Source organism: Candidatus Omnitrophota bacterium (assembly GCA_016929445.1).
Taxonomy (GTDB): Bacteria; Omnitrophota; Gorgyraeia; order JAFGIU01; family JAFGIU01; genus JAFGIU01.
Genome location: JAFGIU010000011.1, coordinates 42264 through 62895 on the forward strand (window position 1 = coordinate 42264; position 20632 = coordinate 62895).

Here is a 20632-nt window from a genome sequence, read left to right on the forward strand (position 1 = left end):
CAGGCGGTTTTCCAACGTCCTTTTACAGATAACTTATATAAAGGAGCCGTTTATGGCTGTATTTCCGTCACGATTCAGGGCATTTATAAAGCCACATTCCTTTGCCAGTATAATCGTTACACTGTCGGTAGTTGTTCTGTCCGTTGCCGTATGTGGGGTTTGCGGTCAAGAGGAGGGAGATCCGGGCAAGGCGTATGTATGGGAATTCGACGAAGACGGGAATGCCGAAGGCTGGAGTGCGCGGAATCTGGATGGGGCGGCGGTAAGCGCTGGATCGTATGTGGGTACCGCGGTGGCAGCGAACCCGAATTTTCTGAGCCGGAAGCAACTGCGGTTGGTGGCGGAAGAATATTGTGAGTTAGTCGTGAGGTGTGAAGTGACTTCGCCGCAAACGGCGGCAAAGGGGAAATTGCGCTGGATTACTTCGGAAGAGACGCAATGGGACGCGGCCAAGCAGATCAAGTTTGATGTGGTAACGGGGGCGCTGCAGGATATTCGCATCAATCTGTCGGATCACGCCGAATGGCATGGAGTCATTGAACAAATCCGGTATTTTCCGGTGCTCAAGGCGCAAGAGGGGAGAGAGAGGGTTTCCATCGACCGGATTGAATTTCTTTCCGCGGAAATTCCGGCCAATCAGGAAATGCCCGGTGGGATCGAAGCGATGGGAGAGAGTGCCGCAGGAGGAACTTTTGGAGACGGCCTGGTTCAGGACGGTGATTCGAGCACATGGCCATGGAGAGGAGATTACGGGAATTCCGTGCACCAATGGCGGGAGTCCGGGAATGATGGGGCGGAAACGGGAGCGGGAAGGTACGCGCCCCATCGGATACTTATCAAACTCAGAGGAGATTTTCCGTCTGCGTTGGAGTATCAGGCATCGCAGCCGGTTCCTCTTTGTAACTTAGCTCCGGGCAGCCGTCTGGCCGAATTGTATCAAAAGTTTGGAGTAGAAAAGACGGAACCCCTTTTCCGTCCCTCGATGAAAGATGTCTCTGCTTCGATGGCCCCTCAGTATGCGGAAGAATACCTCACACGGCAGGTGATGCTGAAGTTCCCTAAACGTGCAGAGCGGGTTCCGGAAGGGGTCGCCGCTCTTTCCACATACCACGTGTATTGCTTGGAATTGCGGGAGGATGTGAAAGTAATGGAAGCTGTGAAGGCTTTTGCCTCGGATCCTCTGGTGGAATACGCCCAGCCGGACTACCAGGTGGAACTGGAATGGCTGCCAAAGGATGAGTATTTTTACACCAGTAACTCCTGGGGTCAAGACTATCCGGATTTGTGGGGATTAAAGGCAAACCAGATGAACATGGAAGATGCTTGGGATATTACCCTGGGCAAGGGCACGGTCGTGGCGGTTGTGGACACGGGATTGGATTATACTCACCCGGATATTGCTGAAAGCCTTTGGATAAATGAAGACGAGGTGCCCGCCAACGGAATAGACGACGATGGTAACGGATTTGTCGATGATATTCGTGGGTGGGATTTTGCAGGACGCACGTATGATGCTCCTCCGGACAACGATGTTATGGATTTCAATGGACATGGCACACACGTTTCGGGGACTATTGCGGCGCAAGCCAATGATGAAGGTGTTATCGGGGTGGCTCCCGAAGCCAAAATTATGCCGCTTAAGGGGTTTTGTGATAATGGCTCAGGGTACATTTCCATGTTGGCGGAGGCCATGGCGTATGCGGCGGATAACGGAGCCGATGTCATGAATTGCAGCTGGAGTGGTCCTTCCTATAATATTCATGATTTTGTTGCGGAAAGTGCAGTGAATTATGCGATGACAAGGGGTTGTGTGGTGGTTTTTGCCGCTGCCAATGACTATGGTGCGGATGCGGGATTCATCAGCCCTCAAAATATGAGCTATCCGGACGCAAAACCCATTGTTGTATCAGCGAGTACTCCTTTCGACACACCGGCTGTTTTTACCAACGGAGGTTACGTAGTGGATGTCTGTGCTCCGGGTGGGGGAGAGCCCGACCTCCCCGGTGTCCACACATCTGTGTATAACATTTTGAGTTTGAAGGCTCGATACTTCAACCACTACTATGCAGAGTGGGTGGTGAATGAGAACCTGATACGGCTGGCAGGCACCTCCATGGCCGCACCGCATGTCAGCGGTTTGGCGGCGCTTGTTCTTGCGAAGAATCCGGATTTGAATGTGGATCAGGTTCGGCAGACGATTCGAGCCGGCGCACGGGACATCTTTCAGGAGGGTCAGGATTTTCTAACGGGTGTGGGGTGTGTTAATGCCCCGGCCACGCTCGATTGCCCTTTGCCTCCGGAGTGTTGCATCCATAGTCCATTTGCCGACGGTTCGGTGACACCCGTTGGAGAGTTGAGGATTACCGGAACGGCTTCAGGACCAGGATTTGAGGTTTACCTACTGAGGGTGGCTTCCTTGGACTCTGCAACACATGATTGGACCTATTTGGCTGAGAGTGTTTTGCCTGTGCAAAACGGTTTGTTGGGTGTGTGGAATGTTGGAGGGTTGCCTATTGGCTCGTATGGATTGGAACTCACTGTGAAGGGGGCTAAAGATAAGTCATACACGGAATTCAAACGAGTTATTGTGGAGCCTTCTTTTGAAGTGATTCCCTTTCCGGCAGCTATGTACTCTGTTTTTGGCAACTCCATGGCTGTTGTGCATGGAGCTCCGGTGGGCCATTACAGCGGATACAACGGTTTTGAGATCAGTCTTGTGGATCTGAGCACGAAACAGAAGCAGGTTCTGCAAAGGACGACCAACTATATAAACGGACTTGCGTATGCGGGTAACGCATTATTCTATTTAGAAGAAAGCCGGGGGCTTGTGAAGCGAGATATGGAGGATGGCCGGGAAGAGCTGTTAATGCGATGCCATAGTCTAGCCCGAGACCTGGTCTATTCGGATGGACGATTAGCGTTCGTTGACGTAGAAAATTCTCAAAACCCAGGCGAGGTTTTTGTTTATTACGTGACACTTTTGGATCTTGCCACAGGCGCAATGACCCGTTTGCAGCCCAATCCCACTATGGAATACGCGCGGCTGGCGATCTCAGACAAGTATCTTGTCTGGAATGCATTTGATTTTGACGCGCGAAGACATCGGCTGTGGCTGTATTCTCTGGAGACTCAGCAGGGGCGGTGGCTCCTTGAAAATGAGGAGCACCAAGCCTATGCCGCGATGGATGGAGACAAAATAGCTTTCAAAGGGTATGTGAAAAACGTCAACGAGGGTTCATCTCATGCCCATCAATTTCTTGCAGGTGAGTCACGCATCTGTTTGCTGGATATCGAATCAGGGAATATTGAGGATTTGACGGATGAGAAGTCCGAAACACACCCTCCGGCCATTGGCGATGGTTGGGTTGTATGGGAGGTGGTCTGCAGCGGGATGAATTCGGATCTCTATGGTTTCAATATGAAATCAGGCAAGACAGAAAGGCTGACTGCTTATCCTCTGCCGCAGTTTTGGGCGAATATCAATGGTGGCAGGTTATTTTACTCGGATATTCGTGCAGGTTTGTTTTGTGACACAGGGTATTACGTGCATTACCAGATATTATCCGGGATGGATCTGTCTATCGGGACCCTTGCTCTGCTCGATCCCCGGACAAATGAGTCTCTTGAAGCGGGAGACATTTGGGAGGGGGATGCGGCCAGGGCAGAAGCAACCGTGACCTGGATTGGCGAGAATGATTCAGGCCCTTTTCAGTGCCGTTGGGATTGGAATGATGAGGGAGATACTCCCGGACCGGCGTTTTCGAGAGTCGTAAATGTTGACAATATGGCACCCGGAGACGAACAAACCTTTGAGTTTTTAAGGGACTGCCTCGGCGCGGGAGAACATACCGTGAGTTTTGAGGTAGACATTGCTCAGGTGGTCTCGGATCCAGATCAAACCAACAATAAGAGGGAACGAAGGTTTGTGGTTCGGAAGAAGCTTTCGGATTTGGTTCCGGAAAAAATTGAATTTTATGCACAGGAATCAGGGTTACAGGTTTTGCCCATGCCCGGGCAACCCCTTTTCTTGCGCGTGCCTGTCCTCAATAAAGGGGCAGGTAATAGTGGGGAATTCAAAATGGAATGGGCCCTTACGGGTCAGTCCTCCAGCTGGGCGAAGATAACGGCATATCCCAACTTGGCGAGTGGAGAAATCTCCACCGGAGAGCAGGCTCAGGTGAGCTGGATTCCTCAAGCGGGAGTGTACAAACTCAGCGTTCAAGCAGACAGCCAGAGGACGGTAGAAGAATCGGATGAAACAAACAATGAAAGACTGCTCTTTCTTGATATTTCGGACACGCCGCTAGTGGACTTGGCTGTAGAGGGGCTGCAGTACCTGGCCCCGCCAGGGGTAAGTCCGGGAGGACCCAAGCCTGGGGAAAGAGAGAGTTTTTTGGTGACGGTGCGCAATGCGGGAGCGCAGTTGGTGAAGTCAGTATCCCTCTCATGGTTTTTTGATGACCGGCTTGTTGGTGTGGCTGAAGCACAGTTGCTGTTTCCGGGTGGCGTGACCCAGCTTGTTGTTGAGGTCCGGATGCCCCTTGAAGGCGGTTTGCATCAACTGAAAGCACATCTGGATCCGGAGAACAGAGTGATCGAGGGTTACGAGAGCAACAACGTTGCTGTGTTGAACATGGATTTGCCGGTGCCGAACCAGCGGCCTCATGCGGTAGCGTTGTTGACGCCGCTCAGAGGCGATGCGCCTCTGAGTGTGCGCTTTGATGCCTCGCAGAGTACGGATCCGGAAGGTGAAAAACTGCGTTATTGGTGGAGCTTCGGGGATGAAGCCGATAGCCCTTACAGCGAGTCGATTTCTGGACTCCACACCTTTATGGAGGAAGGATTTCATGCGGTGACCTTGATGGTGACGGATCCCGGTGGGTTGAGTTCCAAACAAACGCAGACAATTAAGGTGAGTCCTCCGGCCGCGCCGTTTTTGTGGAGATTCGATCAGGATGGCGACATGGAAGGGTGGAGCACGTATCGAATGCTGGACGTTCGGGTTCAAGAGGGATCATTGCAGGGTGCATCCAGACACACGTGGGCTCACACCTACAGCCTGTCGAATCTGGGACTTCCGGCAGCCGAGTACGGCAACTTGTTTCTGAGATATGAGGTGGGGTCCACGCGCAGCAAGGCGACCCTGAAATTGCGCTGGATCACGGAATCCGACACCGTGTGGAACGATGCGAAGCAGGTATATTTTGAATACACTCCCGGAACCTGGCAGGACGTGCGGATTGATCTCTCAAATCACGCGGAGTGGAAAGGGACAATCCGGCAGTTCCGAATCTACCCCATTATCCAGGTGGAGCCAGGAGAACAGATTAGCTTTTCCATCGACAAGATCCAATTTATGCGCACGGGCGAGGAAGATTTGGTTGAGGAGGGAGTTTTTGTGGCGGGGCCTTTGCAGGGTACCGGCAAGATTCTGCAGTTTGAAGTGGGAGACACTCATACGTGGGGCGCAGATTTCCTCAACAAAACTGCTCATTATCAGCGGGTGGCCGTAAGCCTTTTTGTGAAAGACGGAGGGGCGGCCTTGATCGACTACAGAATCCACACCAGCAACTGGGTTTCGGTGGGGCCCTGGAAGACAGTGCGTGCTGAAATCCAGCACACCTTCCTCGGGAAAGCCGGGTACTCAGATGTGATTCTGATTGCTCAAGTGCAGCACTTCAGTAGCCCCGGAGGCTGCGACATCATTGCTGAGAGTCTGCCGATGCAGATCGAGGTCACAGACCCGTATGGAGCGGGTACTGTGACCGCAGAAGGTTTTGAGGGTGGTTGGAATTGGAATTTGAAGGTGGGCGAAAGCGCCCGGTGGGCAGCGAAGTTCAAAAATACCACCAGTGGCGTCAAGTATGTGGCGGCGAGCCTGTTTTATCCTAACGGCCAGGCGGTGGTGATGGACTCTAAGATGCACACGAGCTACTGGGTGGAGATCCGGCCGCAGCAGACGGTGACGGCGGAGTTTCGTCACACATTCGCGAGCCCGGGTGTTTATGAGAATGTGATTCTCAAAGCCCAGATCCAAGATTCCAGTGTGGACTCCGGATGGAGAACAATTGGCGAGACGGCGCCGTTCAGAATCGAGGTCGAATGAGGGCTGTGCCATTCGCGAAACCGGAGGAATTCTTCCTTGCCTTATTCCAGGCGAGAGCCGGCTCAAAAAGTAATAACCTTGTCGCTGTCAATAACCCACTCCGCCAATTCAGGCATTGTAGATTTTACCGCCCCATCAAAATACGGATGGTTCTTGTAGATGCCGCATCTTGCCATGCAAGTTCCACAGACCTTGACAGCAACACCCTTGGCAATAAGGTCTTTAAGCATTTGGGACAAGTCTTGGTCGTAGCCTTCAGGCGGCTTGCAAACATCGCGGGCCATATCAACCGAGTCGTTCATCAGAAACAATCTGACCTCATGTCCTGATTCGGTCAACTTGGCGGCCAAACGCAGACCGTTCCAGGTCACATCGGTGTTGTCGTAGGGCTCACGGTTAAAGATTACCAGCACTTTCATTCGTTTGTCTCCTTTCCTGGGCGGCTTGAGGCTAATCCTTGCTTTTAAGTCTATTTCAACGCTTCTTCCACGGCGCGGAGAACACCCGGAACGCCGGCTGATTTCGGGATTGCCGGACTTGTTCCCACAAGATCCCCCAGGCCGGTTTCTTCTCCCTCTTGTGCCATATCGGTGACAAAGATAATACGAACGTCCCTCAAATCCTCTTCGGCTCTCAGATGTCTGGCAATGCTGCCGCCGTCTTCATAGGGCATCAAATAGTCAATCAAAATGAGATCCGGTTTGAAAGCAAGCGCAGCAGGCAAGGCTTGTGTCGCTTCATTCACCGCCTGTACTGCATACTTGCCTGTGGCTTCCAGGGCAGCGCCGACAGCCTCTGTGATCCCGGGGGAGTCATCGACCAACAGAATTTTCTTTTTGTCCAAGCCTCAAGCTCCTGGCGTTCAAAAACCCAACGGAGTCCTATCCCGTTTATTCGCAGTATTCTAGCACGGTCTTTAACCACTTGCCGGGGATACTGGATTCTCTTCGAAAACCTGCGATATGATCTATGTCAGGTTGCTAAGTCCGCAATGGGCGTGTAATAGGGGCTCGCTGAATTGCTGATGTGATATGCAGGATCTGGCAGGAGGAGAGTTAATTATGCATACATCTTCGAGGTTTCTGGTAATGCTGATTGCTTTTTGCTCGCTCAGTTTAAGTGCGAGTGTGGAGTCTGCCATGGGCTATGAATGGGTTAAGGAGAGTGGAATCAGAGTGATACATGACCTGTCCAAGTATCAGCAGGCATCTCCTTCAGTAGTCCGGTTGGGCAATGGGTCGTACAGGATGTACTACTCTGAAGCTCCCCTGCGAGGACTCATGTATGTGGTGAGTGCGGTGTCCAGCGACGGGTTGCACTGGACAAAAGAACCCGGCATAAGGGTGGGGGGAGAGACTGCCGTTGCAACATATCCGGATGTGGTGACATTAGCCGATGGGTCTTACCGGATGTACTTTCACAGAAACAGAGTTGGAGGCGGACACCAAATCTACAGTGCGGTTTCTGATGAGGGCTTGTACTGGACTGAGGAGGGTATTTTGCTTGTGGACTATGGGGCCATTCCGGACGTAGTCCAACTGCCGGATGGAAACTACAGAATGTATTTTTACTCCCAGTCACAAGAAGCTCTTCTGAGTGCAATATCCCCCAATGGGCTGGACTGGACCGTGGAGGCCGGTACCCGGTTAACGGTTTTGGACGGTGCCTACACATGCGATGTACACATTGAGGCGGACGGACGTTTTCGTATGTACCTCGGATCCAGGGGCGGCACAGATACGATTGGCTTTATCAGTAGTGCCGTATCCCAAGACGGGCTGAACTGGGAGTTGGAGCGGGATTTGAAAATCGACAATGGCGCAATGCCTGAGGTCCTGAGAATGCCCGATGGTCTCTTACGCATGTACTACATTCGCAATAACTGGGACATTGCCAGCGCGGTTGCTTTGGGCACCGGAGGCCCCCAACCCGCAGGAGTCGCGTGGGAGTTTAATACCGAGGGAGATGCGGAAGGATGGGCTCCCATTCGCGGACTTGGTTCGGTGCAGGTCAGCGGAGGTTTTTTGCGGGCTGTTGTCACGGACACCAACCCGCATTTGCGCACCGGGGCCGGGAGCCAGCTTGACGCAAGCGAGTATCAGACTTTGCGCCTGGGTTACACGTTGACGAGTTCCGATTCACAGGCTCAATTTATGTGGGGTCCGGAGGGAGTGATGCCCGGAAGCGGCGGACGATGGATCAGTTTTGATGTGATTGCAGACGGGGTTTCACGGGAGGCGGTGGTCGATCTGAGCCGGAATCCTGCCTGGACCGGAATTGCCGACCGTTTTCGCCTGGATCCTCTGCACCGGCCTGAAATCGGGGATTCCGTCGCGATTGACTATATCCGGATCGAAGAATAACGGCCCCAGCCGTACATTAACAAGGGAGGCTTGATCCCTGGGTCTGGTGTCTCTATACTAGAGGGCTTTAGCGGAATTCTTCCGTCGGACAAACTTTCTCGAGTAAAGAACAGGAATACTTAAGCCAAAGGAGTTTCTGATGTCGAATAAGGTGAGTGGCGTAGCCCCGGCCGGGGTTGTGACAGGAAAAGCGGTGCAGGAGATCTTTGCTGTGGCAAAGGCTAACAATTTTGCCCTGCCTGCCGTGAACGTGGTGGGGTCCAACTCCGCTAATGCTGTGATGGAGGCGGCCAAGGCGGTCAATTCTCCGGTAATCATCCAGTACTCCAGTGGCGGGGCCGGCTTTAACGCGGGGAAAGGTCTGAAGATGGAGAACCTGCAGGCCGAAGTCCTGGGCGCGGTTGCCGGCGCCGAGCACATCCACCGCCTGGCCGGAGCTTACGGGGTTTCGGTGATTCTGCACACAGACCATGCGGCCAAGAAGCTGCTGCCCTGGATCGACGGGCTGCTGGAAGCCGGAGAAACGCGTTTTGCCGAGACGGGTAAGCCGCTGTTTAGCTCTCACATGCTGGATTTGTCCGAGGAAAGCCTGGAAGAAAATATTTCAATCTGCGAAAAGTATCTGGCCCGCATGAGCAAAATCGATATGACCCTGGAGATTGAACTGGGTTGCACCGGCGGTGAAGAGGATGGGGTGGACAACACGGGCATGGACAATTCTCTGCTCTATACCCAACCCGAAGACGTGGCATTTGCTTACGAGCGCTTGAACAAGATCAGCGAGCGGTTCACGGTCGCGGCTTCCTTCGGCAATGTTCACGGCGTGTACAAGCCGGGCAATGTGAAGCTGACCCCGAAGATTCTGCTGAATTCCCAGAAGTATATTCAGGAGAAGTTCGGGACCGGCCCGAATCCCGTGAACTTTGTGTTCCACGGTGGATCCGGCTCCAGCCGGGAAGAGATCCGTGAGGCGATCTCCTACGGGGTCATCAAGATGAATATCGATACGGACACGCAGTGGGCCACGTGGGAAGGTGTGATGAACTACTACAAGGCCAATGAAGCTTATTTGCAGGGCCAGATCGGCAACCCCGACGGGGAAGACAAGCCCAACAAGAAATACTATGATCCGCGCAAGTGGCTGCGTGAGGGCGAGGTTTCGATGATCAAGCGTCTGAAAGTCGCCTTTGAAGACCTCAACGCCTTGGACCGCAACTAGTCCATTTCCAGGACGGTTTTGAGACGGGGTGGCAGTCGCCTTGAGCGATTGCTGCCCCGTTTTCTTACGGGACGGTATTAAGGTGCACAGGTTGATTTAGAGCACAAGACAAAGGGACAGGAAAATCAATGCGAACAACGACACCACGATACATTATTGTTCTCGTGTGCTTTCTGTGCGCATCTTGCGCTACGGTGCCCTTAACGGGCAGAAGGCAACTGGCTTTGATTTCGAATCAAAGCCTGCTTTCCATGAGTTACCGGCAATACGATGAATTTCTGAAGGCCAATAAGCTCAGCGGGGATCAGACTCAAACACAGCGGGTCAAGTCCGTGGGACAGAGGATACAACAGGCTGTTGAAAGATATATGGCGGCCAACAATTTGGCGGATGAATTGAGAGACTACGAATGGGAATTTAATCTGGTGGAGAATGAGGAAGCCAATGCATGGTGCATGCCGGGCGGGAAGGTGATGGTCTATACGGGGATCTTGCCGGTTACCAAAGATGAGGACGGATTGGCTGTGGTGATGGCCCATGAGATCGCCCATGCGATTGCCCGTCACGGAGACGAGAGAATGAGCCAGGGATTGCTGACGGAACTCGGAGGGGTGGCTCTCTCTTCCGCTTTAGAGAAGCAGACGGAAAAGACCAAAAAGATTTGGATGACAGCCTTTGGAGTGGGGACGCAGTTCGGGGTTCTATTGCCGTATAGCCGGCTCCAGGAAAACGAAGCGGACCGGTTGGGATTGATCTTCATGGCAATGGCCGGGTTTGATCCGCATGCGGCAGTGGCCTTCTGGGAAAGAATGTTGCAGAAAAAGGACGGACAGCCGGATATTGAGTTCCTGAGCACCCACCCCTCCGGCCAAACACGCATTCAAAATATCAAGGCCGCAATTCCCGAAGCAATGCAATATCGAACTCAGGCTCCACCTATGGGTGGTTTTAGCGCTCAGTGAGGCGTAGAATGCCCGTGTGTCGGAAAAGAGGTTTCGCGGGGGAGTCTTAAAAAGGGAGGCAATCCGATGGGCGACAAAGGCCAGAAGGACAAGGACAAGAAAAACAAGCAGTCCGGTGCAAAAAGGAAAAAGCAGGAAGACAAAAAGAAGAACAAATAGGGAAGCGCTCAGACAACAGGGCAGCTTCCAGCCATCAAGAAAATGATGAAAAGCTTCCGGATATTCCTAGCCGGCCTTATGGCCGTCAGTCTTACTGCTTGTGCTTCCTCCAGTGCCAATCGCGTCCGGATCAGCGAAGGCCATGTGCCCACGCAATTTGCCGACGATGACGCGCGCTACCGCGAAGAATCCCTGCGCATGGTCCAGGAGCTCCAAACCCAAGGCGCGGTGTGGGACGACCCATGGTTCCAAGACGAGGGCGTTTCTTTGATCCGGCAGATAGTGCCTGAGGACTTGCAAGGCAAGCACCAGGGGATCCAGTTCCGATTGGTGAAAGCTCCCTCCGTGAACGCCTTTACTGTGTATTCGGGTGATATCTTTTTTCACACCGGACTGATTTCGCGCCTGACCCACCCGGATCAATTGGCTTTTGTGGCTGCGCATGAGATATCCCACTGGGAGAACCGGGATGTCTTGTATTTCATGAGGAGTTACAGGAGCAAGACCGTGGCGGCGCAGATCCTGGATTTGGCTTTGGTGCCTGTGGATGCGCTGGTGACCGGCGGTTTGAGCAATTTGACCCTGAACCTGGTTTATGGGGCTTCGGTCACGGGCTACGGCCGCGAGCAGGAATCCCGCTCCGACCAGGAGGCGCTGCTGGCGTTGGAAGACGCCGGCTATGATTTGTCGCGTTCCACAGAGACTTTCCACATTTTCATGCAAGAGCATGAAAAATACGACCAGGGCCGCCAGTCGGCGAGCTTTTTGTTAAGCCATCCTTCCAACGAGAGGCGCGTCCAGGACATCACCGCGCAGCTCGCAGAGCAGGGGATAGAGCCATCGGAGGCAATTTCCTTTGATGAGAGCTTTGTGCGGGACACGCGGCATATCCGTTTGGAAAACGCGGCTCTCAATATTGGACAGGGCCGCTCCTTTCACGCCTTGGACGATCTGCAGGTCCTCTTCCGCATCAATCCCAAAGATCCCCAGGCGCTGTATCAGCGCGGTGAGGCTTATCGCGTGGCGGCCAACAACTTTAAACGGGCCAAGGGGGAGCTGTCCAAGAAGCATTGGAAGGAGTTGTTCGAGGGCCGCGCGGAAGAAGAAATTGTGAACGAATGGCGCCGGTCGGCAAGGGCCGCCTTTGAGGAGTCCATTGACGGAGCACCTTTTTATGCAGAGCCGCACAAAGGTCTGGGCCTGCTCCTGGCGGACCAGGCATCGGGCGAACCCGAGGCACGGCTGGCCAAAGAAGAGCTTCAGAAATATTTGGACATGATGCCTGATGCGCGGGACCGCCGCTTTGTGGCCAGCAGGATCAGAACCCTGGAGGAGACGGATGAATAAAATAAGAAATCACGCTTTGGCGCTGGTGGGTTTGATTGCTTTGGGAACAATGCTTTCGGGATGCGGTATGAAATGGGTTCACCCTGACTTTGAAGCCCGAAGCGCGCAAATCAGCCGTGTGGCCGTGGTGCCAATGGAGATTGATGTCTACAAATTGACCTTTGGCGGCGAGCATGAACCCATGCCCGAAGAGATCGCGCAGCTCACCGAAAACAGCATCGAGACCCTGGAACAGACCTTTTCCGATAAAGGCTATGAGATCAAGAAGCTGGACTTGAGCGATGCGGCGCTGCTCGCGGATCCGGAACTCCGGGATGCCTACCACAAACTCAAGGGCCAGTATTCGCAGGCTTTGAAGGACATCTCCAAGAGAACAAAGAAGAAGTTCGAGTACAAGGTCGGGCCGGAGATCAATATCCTGGCCGATGAGGCGGACACGGACGCCCTGGTGTTTGTGGCCATTGATGCCTTCAAAAAGACGGGCGGCCAGATCGCCAAAGATATGGCCAAGACTGTGCTGATTGGTGTTCTGACCGGTTCGGTCATGATTCACAATACTTCTGCAGCCAACATGCTGGTTGGTATGATCGACGGCAATAACGGCGATATCTTGTGGCTGAACAACAATGCCACGGAGCAAGCCGTTAATGTGTCCAACCAAGAGAAGTCCAGTAAGGTCCTGAGTCGCGTGGTCAAGAAGTATCCCAGGAGGCAGACGGGTATCTCCCCGGAAGACATCGGCACAGCCGTGGCCGGCGCAGTGGACCCTGCGGCGGAATCCGCTGCTGTGGCGAGCGCAGGACCGGTGCTTGCTCCCTGATGAACGGCCCGGCGGAGACAAGGTGCGAATGAGCGGGAAAAAAGCCGCGCTGAGGTTTTGCGGGGGAGCGGGCACAGTCACCGGGTCCAAGTACCACATCCAGTATGACGGGGTGCAGGTATTGTTGGATGCGGGCATGTTTCAAGGGTTGAAGGAACTGCGTTTGCGCAATTGGAGCGAGCCTCCTTTTGACCCCGCACAAATCCACGCCGTGATTTTGAGTCACGCGCACATTGACCATTCAGGCTATCTCCCGGTACTCGTGAGAAAGGGTTTCCGCGGGCCCATCTATTGCACGGCCGGAACCCAGGCCCTTCTGGAGGTCCTTCTTCCGGACGCGGCCTATCTGCAGCAGGAAGAAGCAAATTACGCCAACAAAGCCGGCTTTTCGCAGCACAAGCCCGCCCTGCCTCTTTTTAGTGCCGAGGACGCGGACAAGACGCTCCGGCAGCTCAGGGTCTTTCCCTATGGCGAGGAATTTGAAGCGGCCGGCACCTTGAAGGCCAGGTTCCGGCGTGCAGGGCATATTTTGGGATCCGCCCTGGTTGAGGCGGCCTTAGGCAAGGACGATCCTGTTTGCCTTGTGTTTTCGGGCGATTTGGGCCGCTGGAACCAGCCGGTGATCCGGGACCCGGAGTTGATTGCCGGGGCCGATGTCTTGCTTCTCGAGTCAACCTATGGGGACCGGGTGCACCCGCCCGATCCATTGCCTGATCTGGCCAGAGTCATCCGTGAGACAGCAGAAAGACGCGGTGTGCTGATTATCCCCGCGTTTGCGGTGGGGAGAACGCAAGAGCTGATCTGGATGATCCGGGACCTCGAGCAGCAGAACAAAATCCCCGTGCTTCCTATATATGCCGATAGCCCGATGGCAATCAATGTGACGGACATCTATTGCCGCATCCATGAGGATCACGACCTGAAAATGGAGGAGCTCTCAAAGACGGAGTCCTGTCCGCTGCACACGCAGAAATTCAGTTACGTGAGGGATGTGGAGGAAGTCAAGAAGCTTCATGGAAAAGACGGGCCCATGGTGATTATTTCCGCCAGCGGCATGGCCACGGGCGGCAGGGTCTTGCATCATTTAAAGAACCGGCTGCCTGATCCCATGAACACGGTGCTTTTTACCGGGTACCAGGCCGAGGGCACGCGCGGCCGGTCCTTGCAGGAGGGAGCGGGGACGGTCAAGATTCACGGGCAGCAGGTGCCGGTCCGCGCAAGAATCGAGACTGTGGACGGGCTTTCGGCGCACGCGGACCAGAAAGAGATTTTGAGGTGGCTCAGCGGCTTTAAGGCGCCGCCCCGGGAAACCTACCTGGTCCACGGTGAAAAACGAGCCTCGGAACGTCTGGCGCAGGTCATCAGGCATGAACTGGGGTGGAAGGTACAGGCTGCCCGGGACGGAGAGACGGTGCTTCTGTGACGCGCCGCAATATTTTTGTAGACAAGCATATGCCTATATGATTATATCTCTCCAGTGAGGGAGATTTTTTTCATGAAGATCCAAGAAGTCAGAGACGTGATCAAGGCCCTGGGAGACGACAGCCGCCTGCGGATTCTGGCCTCTCTCTCCTGCGAGGAAATGCCGGTGAATTCCCTGGCGAGTATGTTGCGGCTTTCTCAGCCGAACGTGTCCAGGCATCTGGCCCGTATGCGTTTGCTGGGTTTGGTGGAGGACCGCCGGGAGGGCCAGGTTGTTTACTACCGGATCAGCCAGGCCCAGCCGGGGTGGGTCCAATCACTTTTGACTAAGGTGTGTGAGCTTTTGGAGGCCACTGACGAAGTGGCGCTGGATACGTGCAAATTACGGCCTCTTGTTTAGGAAAGCAAACGCTTTGCCAGAACGGGAGCCGTTATCCGGAGGCATGACCGGGATGAGCCAGACAAAGTGGGTTACAGCGGGATTTATATTATTGTCTTTTTGTTTGTTGATGGCCTGTCCCGGATTTGCGGACGGGGAATGGGACTACGCTTACGGCGTTGTGAAGAGTATTAACGGCAACCAAATTACCCTGAGCGAATACGATACGATCACCCAGGAGGAAAGCGAGACGGTCTACGAGTTGAGTACAGCTCTTGTGGTGGAAGGGGACATTCCCCTGGATCAGCTGCAACCGGGGGATGAGGTGGACCTCGAGTTCGAAAATACCGAGGGTGTCTATATTGCGAAGTCCCTCTCCGCCTGGCGTGTTCCGGTCGAAGAGAATTATGAAATCGAAGACGAGACCGCAATCTCGTCAGGCATGGACTGAAGCATGAAAGATGCACATGTCCTCGTAATTCATTCGGGCTCTTCAAAAAAACGCTTTATCCTGGAAACTGCCCAGATGCGGGGCATTCGAGTCACGCTTCTGAACCCCCAACAGAATTGGGCTTCTGAAATCGTTCACAAACTCCATGTTTGCCGTCCGCGAACGGTTCGGGGTTTGGAGGACCGTGTCCGCAGCATTCATGCGAAAGACCCGGTGGATGGTGTGCTCACCTTTTGGGAAGAAGACGTCCCCACTGTGGCTCTATGTGCCCAGAGGCTGGGGCTGCGCGGCCTAAGTCCGGATTCGGCTTGGGCCAGCCGGAGCAAATTGGTCATGCGCCGGCGTATGGCCCAGATGGGGCTGCCTGTGCCCGCCTTTCAAGAAGTTGAAACCTGGGAAGACGCGGCCCAATTTGTGCGCGAACACGGCGCTCCGGCCGTTCTCAAGCCCGAGTTCGGCGCGGACAGCGAATGTGTGGTGAAAGTCGAAGACGAGTCCCAAGCACAGTGGGTTTTTGACTCTGTTCTGGGCCGGGCCAGAATCCAGAGTGCGGTATACCCCTACCAAAGACAGAAATTCCTGATCGAATCGTATATTGCCGGTCCTGAAGTCAGCGTAGAGGGAGTTGTGCAAGGCGGGACGCCGGTCTTCTACGCAGTGATCGACAAGTCGCCGATGACGGAGCCGTTTTTCATTGAAAGAGGAGAGGTCACTCCTTCACGTTTGCCAAAGACGGCACAGGCTGGAATTCTCGAGATGGTGGGATCGGCCGTGCGCGCGCTGGGATTGCGGGATTGCGGTCTGCATGCGGAAGTCAAACTGTCGGCCCAGGGTCCGCAAATTGTGGAGATCGGCGCGCGGATGGGCGGAGACTGTATTCACGGGTTGGTTAAAGCAGTTTACGGGGTGGATCTTGTGGAGGAAAACTTCAAGGTCTGTCTAGGGGCAATAGCCACTCCCACCCAGCCGGCCCGTTGTGTCGCGGTTTCCGAGACTCTTGTGCCTGAGCAAAGCGGAAGGGTTGTCTCCGTGCCGGACCTGAACCAGTGGTCCGGACATGACGAACTGATCGAAGTGGTTCTCACCGCAAAGTCCAAGAGTATGGTCAGAATTCCTCCTTTGGGGTACGACAACCTTGCGTGGGTAAGTGTCAAGGGCCGCAGCTACCGCGAAGCCAATCAGGCATTGTCGCGCTGGGTTCAAGTTCTTCAAGAGTCGATTCAAATTGAAACGGTTCACCGGCAGCGGGTTTGCGCCCAGCACAAAGCGAAACACCTGCCGCACTCAACCGTGCCTACGCTGGCTCATGCTGCCTGCTGATCCGGCTTCGGTGCATCTGTTGGTGGTGCACACCCACGCAGATCCGCGCAGCTACCTGCCCGCGCTTCAAGCCCAAGGGTATCGGTTCACCCTGCTCAAGAAAAATCCTTCCAAGGAGGATTGGGAGTGCTTTGACCGGGTTATCCGGATAGACTTCCAGGATTCCTGGGAGGAGGTCTTGAGTCAAGCCGGGAAGCTGCACAGCCAGGATCCGCTTTCCGGGACTCTAAGCTTTTCGGAAAGCGGCGTGCTGGTGGCAAGTCTCCTGGCAGCGGCTCTCGGTCTGGGGGGAAATGACCCTCATGCGGTCTTGTGCACCCGGAACAAGTACTTGATGCGAAAGACTCTTGAGAGCGCCGGACTGCGAATGCCCCCCTACCGATTGGTTTCTTCCGCCAAAGCGATATTCGAGGCCTTGCGCGGGCACGGCCAACCCATGGTGCTTAAGCCCATCAGCGGGTCCTCCAGCTATGGAGTGGTGCGGCTCAATCCGGATATCACGCTTCAAGAGGCCACGGAAGTATGGGAGGAAGTCAGTTCCTATATTCGGACTTATCCTGCTAAGTATGCGGAATACCCGTATGAATTTTGGCTGCCCCCCCGCCTGGAGGGTTTGCTCGAATGGGAGGCCATGGATCCGGCAGAGCATCTCATGCTTGAGGGCTTTGTGGAGGGTGCCCAGGTGAGTGTGGACGGATTTGTGGTGGACCAGGACGTAAAGATTTTCGCAGTGGTGGATGTGGAAAGACAAGCCCACGAGAAATGGTTTTTGGAATACCAGGAGTGGACGCCCAGCCGTCTGCCCCGGCCGGTTCAAGATCAAATTCTCCAATGCGTCGAGAATACAGTGCGCAGCTTGGGTTTGACCCGGTCCATGTTTCATTGCGAGCTCAAGGTGGATTCTCAAGGACCTGTGGTTCTTGAAATTGCGGGCAGGCAAGGGGCCGACAATATTTCGCGGTTCATTTCGCATACGTGCGGCATCAATCCGTACTTAATCGGGGCGGAGCTGGCTCAAGGACTGAAACCCCAAAATCAGATCAGGCCCCGGGGCGCCATGAAAATGCGGTATTTCCTGCCCGAACAGACAGGGGTGCTGCGCGGCATTAGCGGACAGAAAAAAGTCTCGGAACACCCCAATGTGGACGAGTTGTATTTTGAATTCAATACCGGAGAAAAAATCCAAAGTCCTCCGGAGAGCTATGAGTTTTTGGGATATATTTCCGTGAAGGGGGATTCGGCCGAACAGGTGGACCGGGTTTTGGACGAGTTGTACCCCCAAATTCAGTTTCAGGTCGAAGCCGAAGAGCCTGTCGAGGCCCTCAGCAATTCAAGAACAATCAACCCATGAAGCCGTTTTCGTCTGTCCGGGGGCCTGTTCTAGTTGTTCATCCCAGCCGGGACTATTTTGAAAGAGTGCTGCAAGTGGCCCCGAATGCCGTTGCTTTGGCCGGTCCCTCCCGGGCGGAGTCTTTGCCCGCTGCTTCCGTGATCCCCGCGGATCTGGAAGACGCAGACCGCTGCCTGCGTTTGATTCAAGCGTGGGAGGCGCAAAACGGCGTCCGGATCGCGGGCATTGTGACCTTTCTGTGCGATCATCTGGCGCTTACCTCGGAATTGGCCCGGGTTCTCAAGCTTCCTTTCCACGACCAATCGACCATTCATCGATCCCGCTATAAGCACCAGACCAAAACCTGTTGGCAGGAAGCCGGAATTTCCACGCCCCGGGGGGTGGAGGTGCGTTCCTCAAAGGAAATGGAAACCGTATTGAGCTGTCTTCCCGCAGGCCCCTGGCTATTAAAGCCTGTTTCCGCATCGGGAAGCGAATGGGTGCGCCTTGCCTGGGAACCCGCGGAACTGGAAGAGCAAATAGCGGCCGTTGCCGCGGGCCTGGCCCATAAAGCCCGGGATGCCGGTGATCCTGCAGGCCTGATTCTGGTGGAGGAGTATATCCGGGGCGAAGAAGGAAGCATGGACCTCTTCATTCACGGATCCACTGCAAAAATCATGCGGCTTAACCGCAAATGGATGCAGGAGCGCAAGGAGACTGCCGGAACCGTTCTGGGTTATTGCGCTTCGAGATGGACTCCCGCTGAAGAAGAAGAACTCAGGCAGCAGGCCGCAAAGGCGCTGCAGGCCTTGGGAGTCCGAAGAGGTTTGTGCATGCTGGACTTTATTGATTCCGGAGCCAAGGATGGCCGGACTCCGGACCGGTTTTGCTTTCTGGAAGCCGGCTTGCGTCCCGGAGGAGATTGCCTGCCCGAATGGTCCCGGTATGCCGGGGGATATGACCCGGTCCGGGCCGCAGTCCTGGTGAGCCTGGGGTGTCCGGTAGAGCTGGAGCCTGTTTCCACAAGGCACAACCGGGAGATCGTGGCTTTTCATCTGATGGCGCCGCATGCCGGCGAATTAACGCAGGCCCGCTGGGAGAGCCTTCTCGATCATCCGGCGGTTCTTTCGGTGGAACCCTATTTTTCTCAAGGGGATGTGTTGCGGACCGAAAGCGGGGGATATCAGGACTTGCTTTTAGGCGCGGTCGTGGCCCGGCTCGAACCCGGAATGTCTCTTCGGAAGTTTTACAGGCAGCTCTATGAAGCGGGGGAATTTGCCATTGTCTCTTCGCGGACTTTCCCGCTTGCCCATGCCCAAAGGAGCGCGGTATGAGTCGTGTCAAGGACAGTCTTGTCCGGGGGGATTTGGGGGCACAGGTACGAGCGTTGAGTCCGCGGCATCCGGCTTGGCTCGAGATTGCACGGCGTTACGGAACGCCCTTGTACCTTGTGGAGGAAGAAATACTGCGGACGCGGGCCCGGAAATTTGTGGCCGCGTTTTCTACCGCGCTCGAAGGAGCAAAAGTCCATTATGCGCTTAAGGCCAATCCTTTTCCCGCGATTGCCCGGTGTTTTGTGGAAGAAGGCCTGGGATTGGATGCCTCGAGCGGCCTGGAGCTGGAGCTGGCTCTGCGTCTGGGATGCAGCCGTATTTTGCTCAGCGGCCCCGGAAAAACCGATCCGGAACTCGAACTGGCGCTGGCCCATCCCGGGAGAGTGACGGTTTTAGCCGATAGCGTGAGAGAATTGGAGCGCATCCACAGCCTGAGCAAAGCAAAGGGCCGGAGCTCCCGCGTGGGGCTTCGCATTTCCACCACTTCACAGGGACAGTGGAATAAGTTCGGTGTGGCCCTGGAAACGCTGCCCGGAATAATGGCCTTGGCCAGGGACCGTTGGCCGGATGTCCGGATCCGGGGCCTTCAGTTTCATCAGAGCTGGGTCCGGGATGCCCAAGCGCACACGCACACGCTCAAACAGGTGGGGGCGGTTTTGAGAGACCTGCCTGCGCAGGATCGGGAATCGCTGGAATTCTTGGACATGGGGGGAGGGTATTATCCCGCGAATGAAGAGGGGATTTATCCCTGGCTTGCGGATGCGCAGGATCTGGTGTTGCCTTCGGCGTTTCCGGATTTTGACCAATGGTGGGGCCAGGGCCAGCCCTTCTATTTTTTCCGCCCGTGCCTGCCCATTGAGGAAATGGCCTCACGCCTCGGACAGGTATTCAAAGAGGAAATTAGCTCCCAAGTCCCCCTGGAGCCTTGGCTGGAGCCCGGGCGCTGGTTGGTTAACGGTGCGGTACAAATTTTGCTTCAGGTGCGGGACTGCAAGACTGAGCAAGCCGTAATTGCGGATGCCGGAACCCATTTGCTAGGGTGGGAGCGACTTGAAATGGAATACGCGCCCTTGGTGAACCTGAGCCGTCCTGGAGAGGATCAGCAGCGCTGCACTGTGTACGGCTCGCTCTGTACGCCTCATGATGTGTGGGGATACTCCTACTACGGGACCGGAATTCAAGAGGGGGATATTCTTGCATTGCTGTACCAGGGTGCGTATGTGCAGACCTTGCAGCAAAGATTCATCAAACCCGTGGCCGCAGCGGCGATGCTCTGTTCAGACGGTTCTTATGAGTTGCTCAGCAGCCGGGAATCTTTTGAAGACAGATTCGCCGGACTGGGTGCGCCTGCCGCCCTTGACCCTCCGATCTGCCAAGCGTAAAATTCAGCTTTGACACAGGCCGGTAATGTCTACTAGGA

Annotated in this window: 15 protein-coding genes; 13 read left to right on the forward strand and 2 right to left on the reverse strand. The window is 54.8% G+C overall.

The annotated features are described in order from the left end of the window. Positions 1 to 52 precede the first annotated feature (52 nt). On the forward strand, positions 53 to 6106 hold the full coding sequence (locus JW937_01295) for a S8 family serine peptidase (GenBank protein ID MBN1586045.1): 6054 nt from the start codon (positions 53 to 55) through the stop codon (positions 6104 to 6106). A 62-nt stretch (positions 6107 to 6168) separates the two neighbouring features. Here JW937_01295 and JW937_01300 read toward each other — a convergent pair whose 3' ends face one another. Together JW937_01300 and JW937_01305 are read right to left on the reverse strand one after the other, a co-directional pair. Beyond that, complete coding sequence (locus JW937_01300; GenBank protein ID MBN1586046.1) at positions 6169 to 6525, reverse strand: DsrE family protein; 357 nt, start codon at positions 6523 to 6525, stop codon at positions 6169 to 6171. Between the two features lie 50 nt (positions 6526 to 6575). Beyond that, positions 6576 to 6950, reverse strand: coding sequence for a response regulator (locus tag JW937_01305; protein ID MBN1586047.1), 375 nt, complete (start codon positions 6948 to 6950; stop codon positions 6576 to 6578). Positions 6951 to 7167: 217 nt separating this feature from the next. Between JW937_01305 and JW937_01310 the strand changes: the two genes are divergently transcribed. From JW937_01310 to JW937_01365, 12 genes are all read left to right on the forward strand, one after another. After that, entirely contained in the window at positions 7168 to 8469 is a 1302-nt protein-coding gene (locus tag JW937_01310; protein MBN1586048.1) for a hypothetical protein, read from the forward strand. Positions 8470 to 8608: 139 nt separating this feature from the next. Then, positions 8609 to 9688: a class II fructose-bisphosphate aldolase gene (fbaA, locus tag JW937_01315; GenBank protein MBN1586049.1), complete on the forward strand. Its 1080-nt coding sequence runs from the start codon at positions 8609 to 8611 to the stop codon at positions 9686 to 9688. A gap of 128 nt (positions 9689 to 9816) precedes the next feature. Next, on the forward strand, positions 9817 to 10650 hold the full coding sequence (locus tag JW937_01320; GenBank protein MBN1586050.1) for a M48 family metallopeptidase: 834 nt from the start codon (positions 9817 to 9819) through the stop codon (positions 10648 to 10650). A gap of 237 nt (positions 10651 to 10887) precedes the next feature. Then, positions 10888 to 12156, forward strand: coding sequence for a M48 family metalloprotease (locus JW937_01325; protein ID MBN1586051.1), 1269 nt, complete (start codon positions 10888 to 10890; stop codon positions 12154 to 12156). Continuing rightward, on the forward strand, positions 12149 to 12976 hold the full coding sequence (locus JW937_01330) for a hypothetical protein (protein MBN1586052.1): 828 nt from the start codon (positions 12149 to 12151) through the stop codon (positions 12974 to 12976). The genes JW937_01325 and JW937_01330 overlap by 8 nt, the downstream gene beginning before the upstream one ends. 28 nt (positions 12977 to 13004) lie before the next feature. Continuing rightward, on the forward strand, positions 13005 to 14399 hold the full coding sequence (locus tag JW937_01335; GenBank protein ID MBN1586053.1) for an MBL fold metallo-hydrolase: 1395 nt from the start codon (positions 13005 to 13007) through the stop codon (positions 14397 to 14399). Between the two features lie 72 nt (positions 14400 to 14471). Then, positions 14472 to 14798, forward strand: coding sequence for a winged helix-turn-helix transcriptional regulator (locus tag JW937_01340; GenBank protein MBN1586054.1), 327 nt, complete (start codon positions 14472 to 14474; stop codon positions 14796 to 14798). Between the two features lie 52 nt (positions 14799 to 14850). Beyond that, positions 14851 to 15228 (forward strand): hypothetical protein, encoded by a 378-nt coding sequence (locus tag JW937_01345; protein ID MBN1586055.1) that lies wholly within the window; start codon positions 14851 to 14853, stop codon positions 15226 to 15228. Positions 15229 to 15231: 3 nt separating this feature from the next. After that, on the forward strand, positions 15232 to 16548 hold the full coding sequence (locus JW937_01350; protein ID MBN1586056.1) for an ATP-grasp domain-containing protein: 1317 nt from the start codon (positions 15232 to 15234) through the stop codon (positions 16546 to 16548). Continuing rightward, on the forward strand, positions 16535 to 17899 hold the full coding sequence (locus JW937_01355; GenBank protein MBN1586057.1) for an ATP-grasp domain-containing protein: 1365 nt from the start codon (positions 16535 to 16537) through the stop codon (positions 17897 to 17899). Before JW937_01350 ends, JW937_01355 begins: the two co-directional genes overlap by 14 nt. Continuing rightward, complete coding sequence (locus JW937_01360; GenBank protein MBN1586058.1) at positions 17896 to 19212, forward strand: ATP-grasp domain-containing protein; 1317 nt, start codon at positions 17896 to 17898, stop codon at positions 19210 to 19212. The genes JW937_01355 and JW937_01360 overlap by 4 nt, the downstream gene beginning before the upstream one ends. Further along, positions 19209 to 20594 carry an alanine racemase gene (locus JW937_01365; GenBank protein ID MBN1586059.1) on the forward strand — a complete coding sequence of 462 codons (1386 nt, stop codon included), beginning with the start codon at positions 19209 to 19211 and terminating at the stop codon, positions 20592 to 20594. The genes JW937_01360 and JW937_01365 overlap by 4 nt, the downstream gene beginning before the upstream one ends. The last annotated feature ends 38 nt before the right edge of the window (positions 20595 to 20632 follow it).